General features: G+C 66.0%; 18 protein-coding genes and 1 pseudogene. 8 read left to right on the forward strand and 11 right to left on the reverse strand.

Features of this window, described 5'->3' with window-relative positions:
• Positions 1–41: 41 nt before the first annotated feature.
• From atpA to RTX79_RS07645, 6 genes are all read right to left on the reverse strand, one after another.
• Entirely contained in the window at positions 42–1,589 is a 1,548-nt protein-coding gene (atpA, locus tag RTX79_RS07620; protein WP_101101212.1) for a F0F1 ATP synthase subunit alpha, read from the reverse strand.
• A gap of 44 nt (positions 1,590–1,633) precedes the next feature.
• Positions 1,634–2,161 (reverse strand): F0F1 ATP synthase subunit delta, encoded by a 528-nt coding sequence (locus RTX79_RS07625; protein WP_057508091.1) that lies wholly within the window; start codon positions 2,159–2,161, stop codon positions 1,634–1,636.
• A gap of 1 nt (position 2,162) precedes the next feature.
• Positions 2,163–2,633 (reverse strand): F0F1 ATP synthase subunit B, encoded by a 471-nt coding sequence (locus tag RTX79_RS07630; protein ID WP_042614570.1) that lies wholly within the window; start codon positions 2,631–2,633, stop codon positions 2,163–2,165.
• Positions 2,634–2,747: 114 nt separating this feature from the next.
• Positions 2,748–3,050, reverse strand: coding sequence for a F0F1 ATP synthase subunit C (gene atpE, locus RTX79_RS07635; protein ID WP_042614569.1), 303 nt, complete (start codon positions 3,048–3,050; stop codon positions 2,748–2,750).
• Between the two features lie 65 nt (positions 3,051–3,115).
• On the reverse strand, positions 3,116–3,904 hold the full coding sequence (atpB, locus tag RTX79_RS07640) for a F0F1 ATP synthase subunit A (RefSeq protein ID WP_057508092.1): 789 nt from the start codon (positions 3,902–3,904) through the stop codon (positions 3,116–3,118).
• Between the two features lie 32 nt (positions 3,905–3,936).
• Positions 3,937–4,302, reverse strand: coding sequence for a hypothetical protein (locus RTX79_RS07645; RefSeq protein ID WP_312683040.1), 366 nt, complete (start codon positions 4,300–4,302; stop codon positions 3,937–3,939).
• A 479-nt stretch (positions 4,303–4,781) separates the two neighbouring features.
• Here RTX79_RS07645 and RTX79_RS07650 point away from each other — a divergent pair, with 479 nt between their 5' ends.
• Positions 4,782–5,591, forward strand: coding sequence for a hypothetical protein (locus tag RTX79_RS07650; protein WP_312683171.1), 810 nt, complete (start codon positions 4,782–4,784; stop codon positions 5,589–5,591).
• A 95-nt stretch (positions 5,592–5,686) separates the two neighbouring features.
• Here RTX79_RS07650 and lpdA read toward each other — a convergent pair whose 3' ends face one another.
• The 3 genes from lpdA to RTX79_RS07665 form a co-directional block, all read right to left on the reverse strand.
• Positions 5,687–7,498 carry a dihydrolipoyl dehydrogenase gene (lpdA, locus tag RTX79_RS07655; RefSeq protein ID WP_312683041.1) on the reverse strand — a complete coding sequence of 604 codons (1,812 nt, stop codon included), beginning with the start codon at positions 7,496–7,498 and terminating at the stop codon, positions 5,687–5,689.
• A 107-nt stretch (positions 7,499–7,605) separates the two neighbouring features.
• On the reverse strand, positions 7,606–9,327 hold the full coding sequence (aceF, locus tag RTX79_RS07660) for a dihydrolipoyllysine-residue acetyltransferase (protein WP_312683042.1): 1,722 nt from the start codon (positions 9,325–9,327) through the stop codon (positions 7,606–7,608).
• A gap of 202 nt (positions 9,328–9,529) precedes the next feature.
• Entirely contained in the window at positions 9,530–10,075 is a 546-nt protein-coding gene (locus RTX79_RS07665; protein WP_312683043.1) for a DNA-deoxyinosine glycosylase, read from the reverse strand.
• Positions 10,076–10,224: 149 nt separating this feature from the next.
• Between RTX79_RS07665 and RTX79_RS07670 the strand changes: the two genes are divergently transcribed.
• From RTX79_RS07670 to glpK, 6 genes and pseudogenes are all read left to right on the forward strand, one after another.
• The gene (locus tag RTX79_RS07670) at positions 10,225–10,818 is read left to right on the forward strand and encodes an OmpW/AlkL family protein (RefSeq protein WP_312683044.1); all 594 of its coding nucleotides are present in this window, start codon (positions 10,225–10,227) and stop codon (positions 10,816–10,818) included.
• Between the two features lie 232 nt (positions 10,819–11,050).
• Positions 11,051–11,704: an OmpW/AlkL family protein gene (locus RTX79_RS07675; protein ID WP_309683289.1), complete on the forward strand. Its 654-nt coding sequence runs from the start codon at positions 11,051–11,053 to the stop codon at positions 11,702–11,704.
• A 56-nt stretch (positions 11,705–11,760) separates the two neighbouring features.
• Positions 11,761–11,892: pseudogene (locus RTX79_RS07680) on the forward strand (OmpW/AlkL family protein); the annotation flags it as partial.
• 160 nt (positions 11,893–12,052) lie between these two features.
• Complete coding sequence (gene glpD, locus RTX79_RS07685) at positions 12,053–13,558, forward strand: glycerol-3-phosphate dehydrogenase (protein WP_312683045.1); 1,506 nt, start codon at positions 12,053–12,055, stop codon at positions 13,556–13,558.
• Positions 13,559–13,579: 21 nt separating this feature from the next.
• Positions 13,580–14,413, forward strand: coding sequence for an MIP/aquaporin family protein (locus RTX79_RS07690; RefSeq protein WP_312683046.1), 834 nt, complete (start codon positions 13,580–13,582; stop codon positions 14,411–14,413).
• 59 nt (positions 14,414–14,472) lie between these two features.
• The gene (gene glpK, locus RTX79_RS07695; protein ID WP_312683173.1) at positions 14,473–15,963 is read left to right on the forward strand and encodes a glycerol kinase GlpK; all 1,491 of its coding nucleotides are present in this window, start codon (positions 14,473–14,475) and stop codon (positions 15,961–15,963) included.
• 39 nt (positions 15,964–16,002) lie between these two features.
• Here the strand turns inward: glpK and RTX79_RS07700 are convergent, their stop codons facing one another.
• Together RTX79_RS07700 and RTX79_RS07705 are read right to left on the reverse strand one after the other, a co-directional pair.
• Entirely contained in the window at positions 16,003–16,794 is a 792-nt protein-coding gene (locus RTX79_RS07700) for a MetQ/NlpA family ABC transporter substrate-binding protein (protein ID WP_057508107.1), read from the reverse strand.
• A 25-nt stretch (positions 16,795–16,819) separates the two neighbouring features.
• Entirely contained in the window at positions 16,820–17,785 is a 966-nt protein-coding gene (locus RTX79_RS07705; protein WP_057508101.1) for a helix-turn-helix transcriptional regulator, read from the reverse strand.
• Positions 17,786–17,868: 83 nt separating this feature from the next.
• On the opposite strand from RTX79_RS07705, the gene RTX79_RS07710 reads away from it, so the two are divergent.
• Positions 17,869–18,540 carry a hypothetical protein gene (locus RTX79_RS07710; protein ID WP_312683047.1) on the forward strand — a complete coding sequence of 224 codons (672 nt, stop codon included), beginning with the start codon at positions 17,869–17,871 and terminating at the stop codon, positions 18,538–18,540.
• Positions 18,541–18,607: the final 67 nt, after the last annotated feature.

Here is an 18,607-nt window from a genome sequence, read left to right on the forward strand (position 1 = left end):
TCAACGGTAGAGCGGGGACCTGCCCCGCTCCACGTGCGCTGTTACCAGCTGCCGGTGGTCTTGAACTCGGTGATGCCCTTCTTGAAGGCACCTTCGATGTCATTGTCCCAGCCGCCGGTGGCGTTGACCTTGCCGATCAGCTCGCCCTGGGTGTTGGCGAAGTGCGCGTGCAGGCCTTCTTCGAACGCCAGCAGCTTGTTGACCGGCACGTCGTCGAGGTAACCCTCGTTGACGGCGTAGATCGACAGCGCCTGGTTGGCGATCGACATCGGGGCGTACTGCTTCTGCTTCATCAGTTCGGTGACGCGCTGGCCGCGCTCGAGCTGCTTGCGGGTGGCTTCGTCCAGGTCCGAAGCGAACTGCGCGAACGCAGCCAGCTCGCGGTACTGCGCCAGCGAGATACGGATGCCGCCGGACAGCTTCTTGATGATCTTGGTCTGGGCCGAACCACCCACGCGCGACACCGAGATACCGGCGTTGACGGCCGGACGGATACCGGCGTTGAACAGGTCGGTTTCCAGGAAGATCTGGCCGTCGGTGATCGAGATCACGTTGGTCGGCACGAACGCGGACACGTCGCCGGCCTGCGTCTCGATGATCGGCAGCGCGGTCAGCGAACCGGTCTTGCCGGTCACCGCACCGTTGGTGAACTTCTCCACATACTCTTCGGACACGCGGGCAGCGCGCTCGAGCAGGCGGGAGTGCAGGTAGAACACGTCACCCGGGTAGGCTTCACGGCCCGGCGGGCGCTTCAGCAGCAGCGAGATCTGGCGGTAGGCAACGGCCTGCTTGGACAGATCGTCGTACACGATCAGCGCGTCTTCGCCGCGGTCCATGAAGTACTCGCCCATGGTGCAGCCGGAGTAGGCGCTGATGTACTGCATCGCGGCCGATTCTGACGCGGTGGCGGCCACGACCACGGTGTGGGCCAGGGCGCCGTTTTCTTCCAGCTTGCGCACGATGTTGGCCACGGTCGATGCCTTCTGGCCGATCGCGACGTACACGCACTTGATGCCGGTGTCCTTCTGGTTGATCACCGCATCGATGGCCAGGGCGGTCTTGCCGGTCTGGCGGTCACCGATGACCAGCTCGCGCTGGCCGCGGCCGATCGGGATCATCGAGTCGACCGACTTGTAACCGGTCTGCACCGGCTGGTCGACCGACTTGCGCCAGATCACGCCCGGGGCGACGCGCTCCACCGGAGCGGTCAGCTGGGTGCCCAGCGGGCCCTTGCCGTCGATCGGCTCGCCCAGCGCGTTCACCACGCGGCCGAGCAGTTCCGGACCAACCGGCACTTCCAGGATGCGGCCGGTGGTCTTGGCCACGTCGCCTTCGCGCAGGTTCTGGTATTCACCCAGCACCACGGCGCCGACCGAGTCGCGCTCCAGGTTCAGGGCCAGGGCGAAGGTGTTGTTCGGCAGTTCGATCATTTCGCCCTGCATCACGTCGGCCAGGCCGAAGATGCGCACGATGCCGTCGGACACGCTGGTCACGGTGCCTTCGTTGCGCGATTCCGCGGCCAGCTTGACCTTCTCGATGCGGTTCTTGATCAGTTCGCTGATTTCGGAGGGGTTGAGCGTGGTTGCCATCGTCGAGTCCTAGTGCCGGCGTTGAGGCCGGACGGTAATTGAATTCAGTTAGCGAGCGCGGTCTGCAGGCGGGCAAGCTTGCCCTTCAGCGAACCGTCGATGACCACGTCACCGGCGTCGATCACGGCGCCGCCGATCAGCGAGGCATCCACCGCGGTGGACACTTCCACGTCGCGGCCGAAGCGCTTGCGCAGGGCAGCCTTGATCGCATCCAGTTCACCGGCGGCCAGTTCGTTGGCCGAGGTCACGGTGGCCTTGACCACGTGTTCGGCTTCGGCACGCAGCTGGTCGTACATGCCGGCGATTTCCGGCAGCAGCGGCAGGCGGTGGGCATCGGCCAGGATGGACAGGAAACGCGAGAAGGTCTCGCTGCGCTGTTCCGGTGCCAGCAGGGCGACGGCATCGTCGCGACCCAGCTCCGGGTTGGCGAGCAGGGCCGACACGCGCGGGTCGGCAGCGACGTGGGCGGAGAACGCAAGCGCGTCCGACCACGGCGCGAACGCACCTTCGTCGCGCGCGGTCGCAAAAGCGGCGCGGGCGTAGGGACGGGCAAGCGTGAGGGCCTGGCTCATGTCAGATCTCCGAAGCCAGCTCGTCGAGCAGCGCCTTGTGGGCGTTGGCATCGATTTCGCGCTTGAGCAGCTTCTCCGCGCCGCTTACGGCCAGTGCGGAAACCTGCTTGCGCAGTTCTTCGCGGGCACGGTTGGCAGCGAGGTCGATTTCAGCCTGGGCCAGTTCTTTCTGGCGGTTGGCTTCGGTGATCGCTTCGTTCTTGGCGGCTTCAACGATCTGGTTGGCGCGCGCGTGGGCCTGGTCAATGATTTCATTGGCCTTGCCGCGGGCTTCCTTCAGCGCTTCGTTGACCTTGTCCTGTGCCTGGGCGAGGTCCTTCTGGCTGCGATCGGCAGCGGCGAGACCTTCAGCGATCTTCTGCTGGCGCTCTTCGATCGCGTTCATCAGGGGCGGCCAGATCTTGGTCGCGATGATCCAGATCAGGGCAGCAAAGGCCAGGGCCTGGGCGATGAGGGTAAAACCGATATCCATTGTTTTCGCTCAGTCAGTGGTGACGGGGTGGACGTGCCGCCTTGCGGGCGGCACCTCCGAACCTTCATCCGCAACCAGGCGCCGAAGCGCCCGGTCGTTTCACTTGGGGCTGGATCAGCCAGCCACTGCCGGCAGGCGGGCGACGAACTCGCCGACCATCGGGTTGGCGAAGGCGAACAGCAGGCCCACGGCGACCGAGATGATGAACGCGGCATCGATCAGGCCGGCGGTGATGAACATGCGGACCTGCAGCACCGGGATCAGTTCCGGCTGGCGCGCGGCCGATTCCAGGAACTTACCAGCCATGATGGCCAGACCCAGGCCTGCGCCCAGCGCGGCCAGGCCGATCATGATGCCGACGGCGAGGACGGTGGAGCTCTGGACCTGGGCGAGATTGGTCAGGACGGCGAAGTACATGGTTTTCTCCGGGAACGTGATTGCTAAGGGATTTGGAAACTAACGGATGAAGGGTGCAGCGAAAATCAGTGAGCGTCTTCCGACAGGCTCAGGTACACGATGGACAGCATCATGAAGATGAAGGCCTGCAGCGGAATCACCAGCAGGTGGAACAGCATCCAGCCGAAGCCGGCGAACGCACCTGCGAAGATGCCGGCGATACCTGCACCGCCCAGCACCCAGATCAGCAGGAACACGATTTCACCGCCGAACATGTTGCCGAACAGTCGCATTGCCAGCGAAATCGGCTTGCTCAGCCATTCCACGATGTTCAGGATCAGGTTGAACGGCATCATCCACTTGCCGAACGGGGCGGTCAGGAATTCCTTGGTGAAGCCGCCGATGCCCTTGGCGCGCAGCGCGAAGAACAGCATCAGGAAGAACACGCTGATCGACATGCCCAGGGTGGCATTGACGTCGGCGGTCGGCACCGGCTTCCAGTACGGCACGCCGAGCATTTCCAGCGGCACGGCGATGAAGTCGGCCGGGATCATCTTGATGAGGTTCATCAGGAGGATCCAGAAGAAGATCGTGATCGCGATCGGGGTCACCAGCTTGCTGGTGCCGTGGTAGGTGTCCTTGGCCTGGCGGTCAACGAACTCCAGGCAGATCTCCACGAAGGCCTGCCACTTGCCCGGCACGCCGGCCGTGGCATTGCGGGTCGCCATCCAGAAGGCGAAAACCATCACCAGACCCATCAGGACCGACGTGGCGATGGTATCCAGGTGCAGCGCCCACGGGCTGCCGTGCCCAACGGTGAGGTTGTGCAGGTGATGCTGGATATAGGAGGTGGGTGTCAGCGCCTCGCCTGCCATGTGTCCGGAACCTTAGTTATTAAGAAATTCGATCAACGCCTGGCCAGAGCCAGGACCTGGAACATCAAGCCGACCGCGATACCGGCCAGCAGTGCCACCGCCGGCAGCCTGAACACCAGGATGCCTACGATCAACACGCCAAACACCACGACCCACTTGGCAACGACGGCGATGATCAGCCTGGCCATTGCCGAGCCGGCTGCCTGTACCCCGCCGCCCAACGCCATCCGTGCCGCCACCCAGCCACCCGCCGCAACAGCGAGACCGGAAAGCAGTGCGCCAAGCGCATGTTTCGGACTCACCAGCAGGAAGCCAAGGGCCAGGACAATCACCGCGGCCAGCGGGTAGACCGCGGCGCGCAGCATCAGTCGCCGACCCGGATCAACGGAATTCAGCACAGAGACGTCCCGCACATTTGGAGTGAAAGGCATGAGGCAGCAGCGTGGTGCCTCGTCGAGCCGCCAAATTATAGCAATGGGACAATTTGCGAGACAACCGCTGCGTGTTCATCCCGGATCGATGCAAGTTGCGGGATGACCGGGATTTTTCCTGCCGGGGGCGGGACAATCAGGCCCAGCGGGGCTCCCGCCCTTGCGGCGGTGCAGCATTGAACTTTCGTCGCGACGGTGTGTCCAAGCTTCCGACCTGCACTCTCTCATCCTCGTCGGCGCAGTTCTGCAGGTCTGCATGGGGTCCCGCCGCTGCCAGGCGGGACTTTTTTTGTTCTGCCTTGGCGCTCGCCGGGCATGGCCCGGCGCTACAGGCCCCCTGTGAAGACGCCGCCTGCACAATACGCTCACGCATGGTGGACGCGGACATAGCGATAGTGGCGCAACTTTTCGTTGAACCACTGCAAGGATTCCTGCCGATGCGCCCCATTCCTACCCTGCTCGCTTTGTCGCTGGTCGCCGTCGGCGCCGGCTTTGCTTCCACCGCGCATGCTGCCGAGGGCGATGACCGCTTCACGCTGCGTCTGGGTGCGATGAACATCGATACCGACAACACCATCCGCGGCAGCACGAACATCGCGGGCCAGGACGTGAACCTTAACGAAGATTTCAGCATGGGCGGCAAGGAATGGGAGCCGCGCGTGGATGGCGTGTTCCGCTTCAGCGACCGCCAGCGCCTGATCTTCGATTATTTCAAGTGGGACAAGGACCGCCGTGAGACGCTCAACGACGGCATCGCTTTCGGCGACATCAACGTGCCGGAAGGCAGCTTCGTCAAGGCTGAACTGAAGTATCAGGTCGCCACTCTGGTGTATGACTACTCGGTGGTCGACACCGACCGGTTCGACCTGGGCCTGCAGATCGGTGCCGAATGGGCTCAGATCAGCGCCAAGGGCTATGCCGACCTGGGCAACGTCTACAACGGCCGCTTCCTGGATGAAAAGGAGAACGGCGTGGCGCCGGTGGTTGGCGCGCGCCTGACCTTCAACCCGGCCGACCGCTGGATGATCAACCTGCAGGGCCAGTACCTCAACACCAGCTGGGGCAGCTTCGATGATTACGAAGGCGACCTGAGCCGCGCCAACGCGATCGTCGAATACCGCCTGACCGACAACTTCGGCCTCTTCGCCGGCTACGACTGGTTCAAGCTGGACGTCGACCAGAAGGGCAGCGACGGCGTGATCGGCCTGAAGCAGGAGTTCAAGGGCCCGGTGGCCGGCGTCAGCCTGTCGTTCTGATCCCTCGATCCGCGCAATGAAGAAACCCCAGGCTTGCCTGGGGTTTTTTTTGTTGCCGGGCAAGTGCGCCGGGCAGTGCCCCGGCGCGTGCCGGCTTACTTCTTCTTCGGCATGTACAGGTCGGTGATCGTGCCGTCGTAGATTTCCGAGGCCATCGCCACCGATTCGCTCAGCGTGGGATGGGCGTGGATGGTGTGGCCGATATCTTCGGCTTCCGCCCCCATCTCGATGGCCAGGCCGATTTCCGCCAGCAGGTCACCCGCGTGCACGCCGACGATGGCGCCACCGATGATGCGATGGGTTTCCTCGTCGAAGATCAGCTTGGTGAAACCTTCGGTGCGACCGATGCCGATGGCACGGCCACTGGCCGCCCACGGGAACTTCGCCACGCCGACCTTCAGGCCCTTGGCCTTCGCCTCGGTTTCGGTCACGCCGACCCAGGCGATTTCCGGGTTGGTGTAGGCCACCGACGGAATCACCCGTGCGACCCATTCCTTCTTGTGCCCCGCAGCCACTTCAGCGGCCAGCTTGCCCTCATGGGTGGCCTTGTGGGCCAGCATCGGATTGCCCACGATGTCGCCGATCGCGAAGATGTGCGGCACGTTGGTCCGCATCTGGCGGTCAACCGGGATGAAACCGCGATCGGACACCTGTACGCCGGCGTTCTCCGCACCGATCTTGGCACCGTTCGGCGAGCGGCCCACGGCCACCAGCACGCGGTCGAACGTGCCTTGCGGCAAGGCCGGCGTCTCGCCTTCGGCGGCGGCTTCGAAGGTGACCGTCACGCCCTTGGCGTCGGCAGTGACGCCGGACGCCTTGGTCTTCAGGTGCACGTCCACGCCCTGCTTCTTCAGGCGGTCCGCCAGCGGCTTGACCAGGTCCTTGTCGGCGCCCGGCATCAGCTGGTCCATGAACTCCACCACGGTGACCTTGCTGCCCAGTGCGGCATACACGGTGGCCATTTCCAGCCCGATGATGCCGCCACCGACGACCAGCAGCGAACCCGGCACGTCGGCCAGTTCCAGCGCATCGGTGGAGTCCATCACGCGCGGGTCGTCCCACGGGAAGTTCGGCAGCTTCACCGCCTGCGAACCGGCCGCGATGATGCACTGCTGGAAGCGCAGCAGCTGGGTGCTGCCGTCTTCAGCGGTGATTTCCAGTTCATTGGCCGATACGAAGCGGCCCACGCCCTGCACGCTGCGCACCTTGCGCTGCTTGGCCATGCCGGCCAGGCCCTTGGTCAGCTGGCCGACCACCTTTTCCTTGTACTGGCGCAGCTTGTCCAGGGTGATCTTCGGCGCACCGAATTCGACGCCGAAATCGCCGGCATGGGCGACTTCATCGATCACCGCCGCGGCATGCAGCAGCGCCTTGGACGGGATGCAGCCGACGTTGAGGCAGACGCCGCCCAGGCTGGCGTAACGTTCCACGATGACGGTGTCCAGGCCGACGTCGGCGGCGCGGAAGGCCGCGGTATAACCGCCCGGGCCGGAGCCCAGCACGACCATCGCGCATTCGATGTCGGCAGCCTTGCCCGACGCCAGCGCCGGCTTCGGCGCGGCCGGTTCAGCCGGCGCGCGGTGCGACGGGGTAACCGGCGGCTTGCTGTTCGGTGCAGCGGCCGCGGGCGCAGCGGCCTTGGCCGGCGCAGCCGGTGCAGCGCCCTCGCCTTCCGCTTCCAGCAGCACCACGACGGCGCCTTCGGACAGCGTATCGCCGAGCTTGACCTTCACTTCCTTGACCACGCCGGCGGCCGAGGACGGCACTTCCAGCGTTGCCTTGTCCGATTCCAGGGTCAACAGACCCTGGTCCTTCTTCACCGTGTCGCCGACGGCGACCAGTAGTTCAATCACCGGCACATCGCTGTAATCACCGATGTCGGGAACCTTGACTTCAATCGTGGCCATGGTGGTTTCCTTCATGCCCGCGCGGGAAGGCCGGCGGGCGTCTGCTGCAGTTCGTCACGCGGCCGCACGCAGTGCGGCGGCCACACGGAGGGGGCTTGCCGGCTCGGTCAGAGCAGCACGCGGCGCATGTCCGCCAGTACCTGCGACAGGTAGGTGGTGAAGCGTGCGGCCAGTGCGCCGTCGATGACCCGATGGTCGTAGCTCAGCGACAGCGGCAGCATCAGCTTCGGTGCGAATTCCTTGCCATTCCAGACCGGCTGGATGGACGACTTGGACACGCCGAGGATCGCCACTTCCGGCGCGTTGACGATCGGCGTGAACGCGGTGCCACCGATGCCGCCGAGCGAGCTGATCGAGAAGCAGCCGCCGCTCATGTCAGCCGGACCCAGCTTGCCGTCACGCGCCTTCTTGGCCAGTTCGCCGCTTTCCTGCGCGATCTGCACCACGCCCTTCTTGTCGACGTCGCGGACCACCGGAACGACCAGGCCGTTCGGGGTGTCGGCGGCGAAGCCGATGTTGAAGTACTTCTTCAGGGTCAGGTTCTCGCCGCTGGCATCCAGCGAGGCGTTGAACTCCGGGAACCTCTTCAGCGCCGCGGCACTGGCCTTGACCAGGAAGGCGAGCATGGTCAGCTTGATGCCGGCCTTCTCGTTCTCCTTGTTCAGCGCCACGCGCAGGGCTTCCAGATCGGTGATGTCGGCCTGTTCGAACTGGGTGACGTGCGGGATCATGGCCCAGTTGCGCGCCAGGTTCGCACCGGAAATCTTCTTAATGCGCGACAGCGGCTGGACCTCGACTTCACCGAACTTGCTGAAGTCGACCTTCGGCCACGGCAGCAGGTTCAGGCCACCGCCGGCAGCGGCCGATGCAGGCGCGCCAGCGGCAGCGCCGCCGGTGAGTGCAGCCTTGACGAACTTCTGCACGTCGCCCTTGGTGATGCGGCCGCCCTTCTCGGTGCCGCTGATCTGCAGCAGGTCCACGCCCAGTTCGCGGGCGAACACGCGCACCGCCGGAGTGGCATAGGGCACCTTGGCCGGCAGCACGCTGTCGGCATTGAACTGCACCGGCGGGCTGGTCGGGGCACCGGCGGACGGGGCACTGTCGATTTCGCGCTGGGCCAGCTTGTCCGGCTGCTGCTGGACCGCGACCGGCTCCACCTTGGTGGCGGTTTCGGCGGCAGCCGGAGCCGCAGCAGCGTTGCCCGCGGCCGGGGCCGGGGCCGCAGCGCCTTCGGCTTCAATGATCGCCACCAGCTTGCCCTGCGACAGGGTGTCACCGACCTTGACCTTGATCTCCTTGACCACGCCGGCGACCGACGAGGGCACTTCCATCGTCGCCTTGTCGCTTTCCAGCGTGACCAGGCCCTGGTCCTTCTTCACCGTATCGCCGACGGCGACCAGGATTTCGATGACCGGGATGTCGCTGTAATCGCCGATGTCCGGCACCAGCGCTTCCACCGCGCCACCGCTGGCGGCCGCAGCCGGGGCAGCAGGAGCAGGCGCACTCGCGGCGGCCGGCGCAGGGGTCTCGACCTTTGCCGGCGCAGGCGCGGCGGCGGCGGCCGGCTTGGCGGCCGGTGCCTCGCCGTCGGCCACTTCGATCAGCGCCACGACCTTGCCTTCGGACAGGTTGTCGCCGACCTTCACCTTGATTTCCTTGACCACGCCGGCGACCGACGAGGGCACTTCCATCGTCGCCTTGTCGCTTTCCAGCGTGACCAGCCCCTGGTCCTTCTTGACCGTGTCGCCGACGGCGACCAGCACCTCGATTACCGGGATATCGCTGTAGTCACCGATATCGGGGACGAGGGCTTCCTTGATTTCGGCCATGGGGATAACTCCGGCAATCTGGTGTAGGGAATCCTCTATTGTGCGGCCAGCATGGCCCCCTCGCCAACCGTTGATGGCGTTTTCAGTCCGCACTGTCCCGGGACACGCTGTTGTGGCAGGGCACTTGCGCAGCAACGAAGCGCCGCACGCCGCTTCCAGTCGGTGGCGTATTGTCCCGCCACGGTCATCCACGCACGCACCTTCAACGGCCCTGGCCGGGACCCCGCAGTGCCTCGGCCAGCGGCTGCCAGGCCTGGTGCAGCGCCGGCAACGATGCGGCCGCGTTGGCCGGACTGGTCGAGGGAAGCGCCAGCACCGGCGCCGATAGCGGTTGCCGCAGGGTGGGCACGATGAAGCGTTGGAACGCGCGATGCGCCGCCGCCCCGTTGCAGGCCACCAGGCGCAGGTGCGGCAGGCGGTCGATCAGGTCCGCAATCGGATTGGGTACCTCACTGCCGCGCACGATCGCCGCATCCAGGCTGCCCTGCCGGCGGCACTGCCCGATCACATCCCACAGGGCAATGCCCGAAGCGCGCAACGCTCGCAGCCGCTGTGGGTAGGGCGCCCCCGCATCAACGCCGCACAGCAGCCCCATCAGCGGCCAGAAACGATTGCGTGGGTGGGCGTAGTAGCGGGCCTCACGCAGCGACAGCGCACCCGGCATCGAGCCCAGCACCAGCACGCGGGCGCTGCCGTCTGCCTGCGCCGGCAGCCCCGTGCACAGATCGTCGCGCGTGCTGTCGCTCATCGTCGCTGCCTTCCTGCAATGCCCACGTAACCCTTTAATGGGACCGGTCCGATTTTCCGCGCGTGCAGGCGGGCCTGTAATGCCGCTTGCTGCATTCCGCGTCGCATTCCGCGCGGCAAGCGCACCCTCTCTTTCCAAAGGATCTTCCCATGCGTTCCCTGTTCCTGACCACCTGCCTGCTGGCTTTCGCTTCACCTGCTGCGTTCGCTGCCGACGACGCCGACACCGCTTCGAAGAAGCGTATCGGCGTGACCGCCGGCTTTACCGTCGGCGATGCCGGCCCGGCGCCCACCGCCAGCATCAGCTACCTGTTCAATGACCACTGGGCCGCCGAGATCTGGGGTACCGCAGACAAACTGCAGCAGAACATGCGCATCAAGTCCGGCCCGCGCGTGGGCACCTATGCGCATCAGCCGGTCGCGCTGAGCGTGCAGTACCACTTCGGCAATGCTGACGCGGTGTTCCGCCCGTTCCTCGGCGTGGGCGGTTTCAAGTCGCATATTTCCGACGTGCAGGTCACTGCGCCGGCGGCTCCGGCAGCGACCAACATCCGTGGCAGGAGCGGCGCCGGCTACATCGTCACTGCGGGCCTGGACATGAACATCAATGAAACCTGGTTTGCCCGCCTCGACGCCCGCCTGCTGTACGCCAGCGACATGCGTCTGGACACCGCGGCGGCGCCGGACCAAGCGATGAAGGGCAGCATGCCAGTCGCCGGCTTCAGCGTCGGCGCACGTTTCTAGGCACATCCGGGCATGAGCATGCGCGGACCCCTCCGCGCATGCTCACACCGATTGCAGATTCGTGAATACCGTTTGCCCGCTGAAGCCTTGTCCGCGTTGCATCAACGCAAATCCGGCTGAACGGAAAAACTAATTTTTAACGATAGTCGAATGGGATTCATGTTTGAAGGCATACGTTGGCCTCGCCCCGGCTACCGGGGATCAAAAAACTAGAAACCCGAGGAGATTCCCCATGCGCTCCATCCGTATCCTGAGCCTTTCCCTGCTGACCGCCGCTGCCTTCGCGCCGAGCGCCTTCGCGCAGGATTATTCGGCAACCGACAGCACCACCGATACCGCCTCGGGCAAGCACTTCGCCGTGGTCGGCGGCGTTGCCCTGCTGCAGCCGAAGAATGACCCGGTCGAGGGCATCCGCAAGTTCGATGGCGGCCCGGCGCCAACCCTGAGCCTGAGCTACTACATCAACGACAACTGGGCCGTTGAACTGTGGGGCGCAGCCGACAAGTTCAATCACCGCGTGCGTGGCGTCGGCAACGAGCGCCTGGGCACCGTGGAACAGCAGCCGATCGCCCTGAGCGGCCAGTACCACTTCGGCCAGGCAGACAACGTCTTCCGTCCGTTCGTCGGTGTCGGTTACTACGAGTCGAACTTCAGCAATGAAGACCTGGTCGCGCCGGGCGTGACCGAGCACATTGGTCTTGAGACCGCCAAGGGCGCCATCGGCACCGTCGGCGTGGACATGAACATCAATTCGACCTGGTTCGCCCGTGCCGATGCGCGCTACATGCACGCCCGTCCGGAAGTGAAGGTTGGCGGGAAGGGCACCGGCGCTGACGCCAAGCTGGATCCGTGGACCGTCGGCTTCGGTATCGGTGCGCGCTTCTAAGCATCGGTACGACGCAACGTAGAACGCAACGGGCCCTTCGGGGCCCGTTGTCGTATGCGACCTGGTTCGCCCGCGCCGACGCGCGCTACCTGCACTCGCGTCCGCAACTCACGATCGGCGGCAAGGAGATCGGTGCGCGTGCCAAGCTGGAGCCGTGGACCGTCGGCTTCGGCATCGGTGCGCGCTTCCAGTCACGTCGCAAGCAACCGTATTTCGCTGCAACGGGGCCTTCGGGGCCCGTTGTTGTTTCGCCTGATGCGCGCAGGCGTGCACATGCCATGTTTCCGCCAGTGCCACTGAGGTAGGCTCGGACGAACACGGCAGGAGCCTGCCGGAGGGCCAAGGCCGATGCTCGACATGCTGGTGGTAGGAGGCGGGATCAACGGAACCGGCATCGCCCGCGATGCAGCGGGCCGCGGCCTGACGGTCGCATTGTGCGAACAGCACGACCTGGCCTCGCATACCTCCAGTGCCAGTTCCAAGCTCATCCATGGTGGGCTTCGCTACCTCGAACACGGGGAGTTCGGCATGGTCCGCAAATCATTGCAGGAGCGCGCGGTGTTGATGCGGATCTCGCCGCACCTGGTGCAGCCGTTGCCCTTCGTGCTGCCGCACGAAGCGCACCTTCGACCCGCCTGGCTGATCCACCTGGGTCTGTGGCTGTACGACCATCTCGGCGGGCGCTCGCCGCAGCTGCCTCGCTCGCGATCGCTGCGCCTGCGTGGCCATCCGCTGGGGGCGCCGTTGCGCGAGGACCTGCGCCGTGGGTTCACCTACACCGACGCGCAGGCGCCGGATGCCCGGCTGGTGGTGGTCAATGCCATCGATGCCGCCGAACGTGGTGCCCACATATGGACGCGCACCCTCTGCGAGCAGGCATGGCGGCAGGCGGATGGCTGGTCGGTCGACCTGCGCGAGCCGGATGGCACCCAGCGCAGCGTGCGTACGCGCATGCTGGTCAATGCGACCGGCGCCTGGGCGCCGCGGTTTGTCGACAACATCAGCCTGACCCGCGGCGTGGCCCTGCGGCTGGTTCAGGGCAGCCACATCGTGGTGCCGGCGCTGTACGCGCATGACCATGCCTACCTGCTGCAGCAACCCGATGGCCGCATCGTGTTCGCCCTTCCCTTCGAAGACCACTACACCCTCATCGGCACCACCGACGTGGACTTCGAGGGTGATCCCGGCGCGGTGCACGTGGACGATGCACAGCGTGACTACCTGTGCGCGGCGGCCAATCGCAGCTTCCGCCAGCAGACCAGCCCGCGCGACATCGTGTGGGAATTCAGCGGCGTGCGTGCACTGCTTGACGATCCGGAAGCCGAGGCCAGCGCGGTGACCCGTGACTACCGGCTGGACCTGGATGCCGAGGGTGCGCCGCTGTTGAATATCCTTGGCGGCAAACTGACCACCTATCGGCGCCTGGCCGAAGAGGCGGTTGACCTGCTGACAGGCCACGCCGGGACGGCGGCACCCGCCTGGACGGCCACCGGCGCGCTGCTGCCCGGGGCCGAACGCGGTACGCCGGCGCAGGGCGCGGCCTGGCTGGCAACGCAGTGGCCATGGCTGCCGCCGAAGCTCGCGGCGCGCTGGTCCCGCACCTATGGCACGCGGGCCACGTTGATCCTAGGCCAGGCCGATTCGTTGGCCGCGCTTGGCACGCACTTCGGCGCCGATCTGTACGAAGCCGAAGTGCGCTATCTGTGCACGCACGAATGGGCGCGCCAGGCAGATGACGTGCTGTGGCGACGGACCCGGCTTGGCCTGGTGCTGGACGCCGCGCAGCAGCATCGGCTGGCCTGCTGGCTGGACACCCACGCACCCGCCAGCGGCCGCGCTGTGGGCGCTCCCTGATCGCACGATGAGGAACATGGCATGTCACGACGGCAGCTTGCAGGCGAACTGATTTCCGAGGCGGTCGCGGTGGCGATCATCATCAGCATCGGCTGCTCTGCAGCGGCCATGTACCTGCTGTACGACCCCAGCCCGTACCAGCATGCCTACTGGGGGCTGTGCATCACATGGGGACTGGCGGTCACTGTCGCGATATACGCCACCGCGTCGGTATCGGGCACCCACGCCAATCCGGCGGTGACCCTCGCACTTGCGCTGTACCGCGGTTTCCCGTGGTCACGCGTGCTGCCCTACTGGGCGGCGCAGGTGCTCGGTGGCTTCGTCGGCGCGGCGATCGTGCTGCTGCTGTATGGCCCGGTCATCGATCATTACAACGACCTGCAGGGGATGACCCGCGCCGAAGGCGGCGGCGCCGGGGTGTTCTTCACTGCGCCGGGACTGGCGGTCACGCCGCTGCATGCGCTGCGCAACCAGGTCATCCTGACCGGGTTCCTGGTGTTCGGCATCTTCGCCATCACCGAGCGGTACAACGAAGCCGCACCGGGGGCGAACGGCGGGGCACTGATGATCGGCCTGCTGGTGGCCTGCATCGGTGCGTCGATGGGCTACCTGGAAGGCTGGGCGATCAATCCCGCCCGCGATTTCGGTCCGCGCGTGTTCGCCTGGCTCACGGGCTGGGACCGCGCCGCGCTGCCGGCAGAACACCATTACTGGTGGATCCCCATCGTCGGCCCGCTGATCGGCGGCGCGCTCGGCGGGGCGGCGTATCGCTGGCTCATCCTGCCGTTCCTGCCGGCGCGCCAGCGGGCGCTGTCAGCAGCCCCCGCCATCGCGAGCGAGCGCGGCGCACAATGAGCCCCTACCGCGCGCTTGCCGACCGCGGATCCGCAACAACCGACGAGGACACCTTCGCCATGGAACCGGAATTCATCCTTGCCATCGACCAGGGCACCACCAGTTCCCGCGCCATCCTGTTCGACCGTGATGGTCGCATCGCAGGCAGCGCACAGCGCGAGTTCACCCAGCTGTTCCCCCAGCCCGGCTGGGTGGAACACGATCCGCGCGAGATCCTGACCAGCGTCTATACCACCCTGACCGAACTGCTCAACCAGCAGCAGGTCGATCCGCGCCGCATCGCCGGCATCGGCATCACCAACCAGCGCGAAACCACGGTGGTCTGGGACAGGGCGACCGGCCAGCCGATCCACAACGCCATCGTCTGGCAGTCGCGGCAGAGCCAGGCGATCTGTGAGCAGCTGCAGGCCGACGGCCATGAGGCGCTGATCCGCAGCCGGACCGGGCTGGTGGTGGATGCTTATTTCTCCGCCACCAAGATCCGCTGGATCCTGGACCATGTGGACGGCGCGCAGGCGCGTGCCGAACGCGGCGAGCTGCTGTTCGGCACCATCGACAGCTGGCTGATCTGGAACCTCACCGGCGGCGCGGTGCACGTGACCGACATGACCAATGCCGCGCGCACGCTGCTGTTCAACATCCATACGCTGGCCTGGGACGACGAGCTGCTGGCGCTGCTGGACATCCCGCGCGCGATGCTGCCGCACGTGCGCGGCAGCAGCGAGGTGTACGGGCATACGCGGCCGCAGTTTTTCTTCGACCGGCAGATTCCCATCGCCGGCATCGCCGGGGACCAGCAGGCGGCCCTGTTCGGGCAGGCCTGCTTCGAACCCGGCATGGCCAAGAACACCTATGGCACCGGCTGTTTCATGCTGATGAACACCGGCAGCCAGGCGGTCGCTTCAGCCAATGGCCTGCTGACCACCATCGCCTGGAATGTCGACGGCCAGGTGGAATATGCGCTGGAAGGGTCGATCTTCGTCGCCGGGTCGGTGGTGCAGTGGCTGCGCGACGGCCTGCGCATGTTCGGCAAGTCCAGCGACTGCCAGGCCTATGCCGAGCGCGTGCCCGATACCGGCGGCGTCTATCTGGTCCCCGCTTTCGTCGGCCTGGGCGCGCCGTACTGGCGCAGCGATGTGCGCGGGGCGATGTTCGGGGTCACCCGTGGCACCAGCAAGGAACACTTCATCCGCGCGGCGGTGGAGTCGATGGCCTACCAGACCCGTGACGTGCTGGCGGCCATGCAGGCCGACGCGGGCATCGAGCTGAAGGAACTGCGCGCCGACGGCGGGGCGATCGCCAACGACTTCATGGGCCAGTTCCAGAGCGATCTGCTCGGCGTGCCGGTGCTGCGCCCGCAGGTGGCCGAAACCACCGCACTGGGCGCGGCCTACCTGGCGGGGCTGGCCGTCGGGTTCTGGGAAAGCCGTGCGCAGATCGCGGCCCAATGGGGCGTGGACCGGCGCTTTGAACCGACGATGTCCGCCGACCGGCGCGAGGCCTTGTATGCGGGCTGGCAACGGGCCGTCGCCGCGGCCCTCGCCTGGTGAATCCCGGCAGCGCCGGGCCGTGCCCGGCGAACCGTTGGATCAGAACGCAGGCAGCACCGCGCCCTTGTACTTCTGCGCGATGAATTCCTTCACCTGCGGGCTGGTCAACGCCTGGGCCAGCTTCTGCACGCGCGGGTCGTCCTTGTTGTCCGGACGCGCCACCAGGAAGTTCACGTACGGCGAGTCCTTGCTTTCGATCGCCAGCGCATCCTGCGTCGGGTTCAGGCCGGCATCCAGCGCATAGTTGGTGTTGATCAGCGCCAGGTCGACCTGGTCCAGCACGCGCGGCAGCATCGCCGAATCCAGCTCGCGGAACTTCAGGTTCTTCGGGTTGGCGATGATGTCGCGCTGGGTGGCCAGCGCGTTCTTCGGATCCTGCAGCTGGATGACCCCGGCGTTGTGCAGCAGGATCAGCGCGCGGCTGTTGTTGCTGGGATCGTTGGGGATCACCACGTCGGCGCCTTCGCGCAGTTCGTCCAGCGACTTGACCTTGCGCGAGTACGCACCGAAGGGCTCGATGTGCACGCCGGCCACGGTCACCAGGTCGGACTTGCGGTCGCGGTTGTACGCATCCAGGTAGGGCTCGGTCTGGAAGTAATTGACGTCGACCTGCTTCTGCACCAGCTGGTCGTTGGGCTGCACGTAGTCGTTGAACACGCGCACGTCCAGGTCCACGCCCTGCTCCTTCAGCATCGGCTTGACCACCTCGAGGATCTCCGCGTGCGGCACCGCCGTGGCGGCCACGATCAGCTTCTGCGAGGGTTCGCCGGAGCTGCCACAGGCGGCCAGGGCCACGGCAGCGAACAAGGACAACAGCAGGGACTTCTTCATCATGGGAGGGTCTCGGGGGAGAGGGTCATTCGTAGTTGCTGAGCGCCAGCGCCAGCAGGCTCTTGGCCTGCTCGCGCAGCATCACCGGTTCGATGATCTCGGCATCGGAACCGTAATGCAGCACATCCATCAGCAGTTCGCGGGAAACACTGTAGGGCACCTTCAGTTCATAGCGCCCATCAGCCAGGTAGCGGCCCTGCTGGTTGGCGTGCCAGTGTTCATCGGCCACCCAACGGGCGGCCTTGGCACTGAACAGGATCGTCGCCCAGCCCTTGGGCGCACCGGAGAAGATGCCATAGCTGGCGCCCAGCTGCGCGTCCAGCACGTTGTCATCGACGTCGGTGGCCGGTGCGTCGACCACGCGGGCCTTGTTGATGCGGTCCACGGCAAAGCTGCGCAGGGCGTCACGGTCATGGTCCCAGGCATCCAGGTACCAGTTGTCCCGGTAGTGGGTCAGGCGCTGCGGCGACACCGTGCGGCGGGTCGCCTCGTCGGTGGACCGCGCGCGATATTCGAACGCCAGCTGGCGCCGCTCCAGCACCGCCGAGGCCACGCTGCGGAAACTGCCCTCGTCGAACTTGCGCACCCGGTGCGGGATCACCCGGACCCGGTCCACCGGCCAGCTGGAAACGCCGGCCTGGGCCGCCAGCAGGCCTTCGATGCGCTGCTGCAGCGGGGCCAGCACCGAGGACAGCACACCCCCGCCGGTGCGTGCGAGCAGGTGCTGCGAGGCCAGCAGCGCGTGCAGTTCTTCCGAACTCAGCCACAGCCCGGGCAGCTCGAAGCGATCGCTTTCATCGGCCATGTAGCGGAAACCCGCCTCGCCATCGCCTTCGATCGGCGCCATCAGCGCATCACGCAGGAAGGCCAGGTCCCGGTAGACCGTGGCGCGGGAACAGCCAAGCTTGTCCTGCAGCGTCGCTACCGTGACCGGATAGCGGGCAGACTTGAGCAGACGATGCAGGGCAGTGATGCGTTCGTATCGGTCCATGACCCCGATTATGTCCGACTCGTGGCCATTGTGGCGGCCATGATCGGCTATCGTGTCGATCCCCACGCCACGGCCTGCCCCGCATGCGCCTGCTTCCCTGCTTCCCCCTGGCCCTGGCTGCGCTGCTGGCGGGCTGCGAACAGCCCACCCCGCCACCGGCCAGCGTGCCATTGGCCGATGCACAGCACCCGGCGGCGGCGCCGGCAGCAGACCCGGCGGCGGCCGTGCTGGAGGCCAGCCGACGTTTCGCCGGCCTGCGCAGCTTCCACGCCGAGATGACACTGCACGGTGCACAGGCCGGCCAGGTCGTCCGCAGCGGGATGGACTTCGTGGCCCCGGACCGTTATCGGCTGGATACACCGGCCGGCGTGCAGACAATCATCGGCGACACCTTCTTCCTGCAGGCAGAGGGCCGCATGCAGCAGGTGCCACTGCCGGCCGGCACGCTGGAACAATGGCGCAGCCCGCTGCCGTCCGAAGCGAGCCTGCAGGACCTGCGCGTGGACGATCGTGGGCCGGCCGACATCGACGGCACGGCCACCCGCGTGTATCGGATGGACGGGCCGGCCGGCAGTGGCGAGACGCTGCAGTACTGGATCGGCGGCGACGGTCTGCCGCGGCAGATCCAGCGCGATGGCTTCAACAAGCAGCAGCCCTACCGGATCACCCTGCGCTATTCGCGCTTGAATGATCCAACGCTGCAGGTTCCGCCACCCGGAGACGCCGTTCCCTCTGTGCTGAATGGGGATTTGTAGAAACGCCGACTGAAGCAGGGCGCCATTCGCGGTCGAGGCGACGAGGGGTTAACGCTATCATCACGCA

This window comes from Stenotrophomonas chelatiphaga (genome assembly GCF_032054965.1).
In the GTDB taxonomy this organism is placed as follows: domain Bacteria; phylum Pseudomonadota; class Gammaproteobacteria; order Xanthomonadales; family Xanthomonadaceae; genus Stenotrophomonas; species Stenotrophomonas chelatiphaga.

Excerpts from the sequence above, each read along its gene's own strand:
- atpA (WP_101101212.1), bottom strand. The coding sequence starts at position 1,589 with ATGGCAACCACGCTCAACCCCTCCGAAATCAGCGAACTGATCAAGAAC.
- RTX79_RS07625 (WP_057508091.1), bottom strand. The coding sequence starts at position 2,161 with ATGAGCCAGGCCCTCACGCTTGCCCGTCCCTACGCCCGCGCCGCTTTT.
- RTX79_RS07630 (WP_042614570.1), bottom strand. The coding sequence starts at position 2,633 with ATGGATATCGGTTTTACCCTCATCGCCCAGGCCCTGGCCTTTGCTGCC.
- atpE (WP_042614569.1), bottom strand. The coding sequence starts at position 3,050 with ATGTACTTCGCCGTCCTGACCAATCTCGCCCAGGTCCAGAGCTCCACC.
- atpB (WP_057508092.1), bottom strand. The coding sequence starts at position 3,904 with ATGGCAGGCGAGGCGCTGACACCCACCTCCTATATCCAGCATCACCTG.
- lpdA (WP_312683041.1), bottom strand. The coding sequence starts at position 7,498 with ATGGCCACGATTGAAGTCAAGGTTCCCGACATCGGTGATTACAGCGAT.
- aceF (WP_312683042.1), bottom strand. The coding sequence starts at position 9,327 with ATGGCCGAAATCAAGGAAGCCCTCGTCCCCGATATCGGTGACTACAGC.
- RTX79_RS07665 (WP_312683043.1), bottom strand. The coding sequence starts at position 10,075 with ATGAGCGACAGCACGCGCGACGATCTGTGCACGGGGCTGCCGGCGCAG.
- RTX79_RS07670 (WP_312683044.1), top strand. The coding sequence starts at position 10,225 with ATGCGTTCCCTGTTCCTGACCACCTGCCTGCTGGCTTTCGCTTCACCT.
- RTX79_RS07675 (WP_309683289.1), top strand. The coding sequence starts at position 11,051 with ATGCGCTCCATCCGTATCCTGAGCCTTTCCCTGCTGACCGCCGCTGCC.
- glpD (WP_312683045.1), top strand. The coding sequence starts at position 12,053 with ATGCTCGACATGCTGGTGGTAGGAGGCGGGATCAACGGAACCGGCATC.
- RTX79_RS07690 (WP_312683046.1), top strand. The coding sequence starts at position 13,580 with ATGTCACGACGGCAGCTTGCAGGCGAACTGATTTCCGAGGCGGTCGCG.
- glpK (WP_312683173.1), top strand. The coding sequence starts at position 14,473 with ATGGAACCGGAATTCATCCTTGCCATCGACCAGGGCACCACCAGTTCC.
- RTX79_RS07700 (WP_057508107.1), bottom strand. The coding sequence starts at position 16,794 with ATGAAGAAGTCCCTGCTGTTGTCCTTGTTCGCTGCCGTGGCCCTGGCC.
- RTX79_RS07705 (WP_057508101.1), bottom strand. The coding sequence starts at position 17,785 with ATGGACCGATACGAACGCATCACTGCCCTGCATCGTCTGCTCAAGTCT.
- RTX79_RS07710 (WP_312683047.1), top strand. The coding sequence starts at position 17,869 with ATGCGCCTGCTTCCCTGCTTCCCCCTGGCCCTGGCTGCGCTGCTGGCG.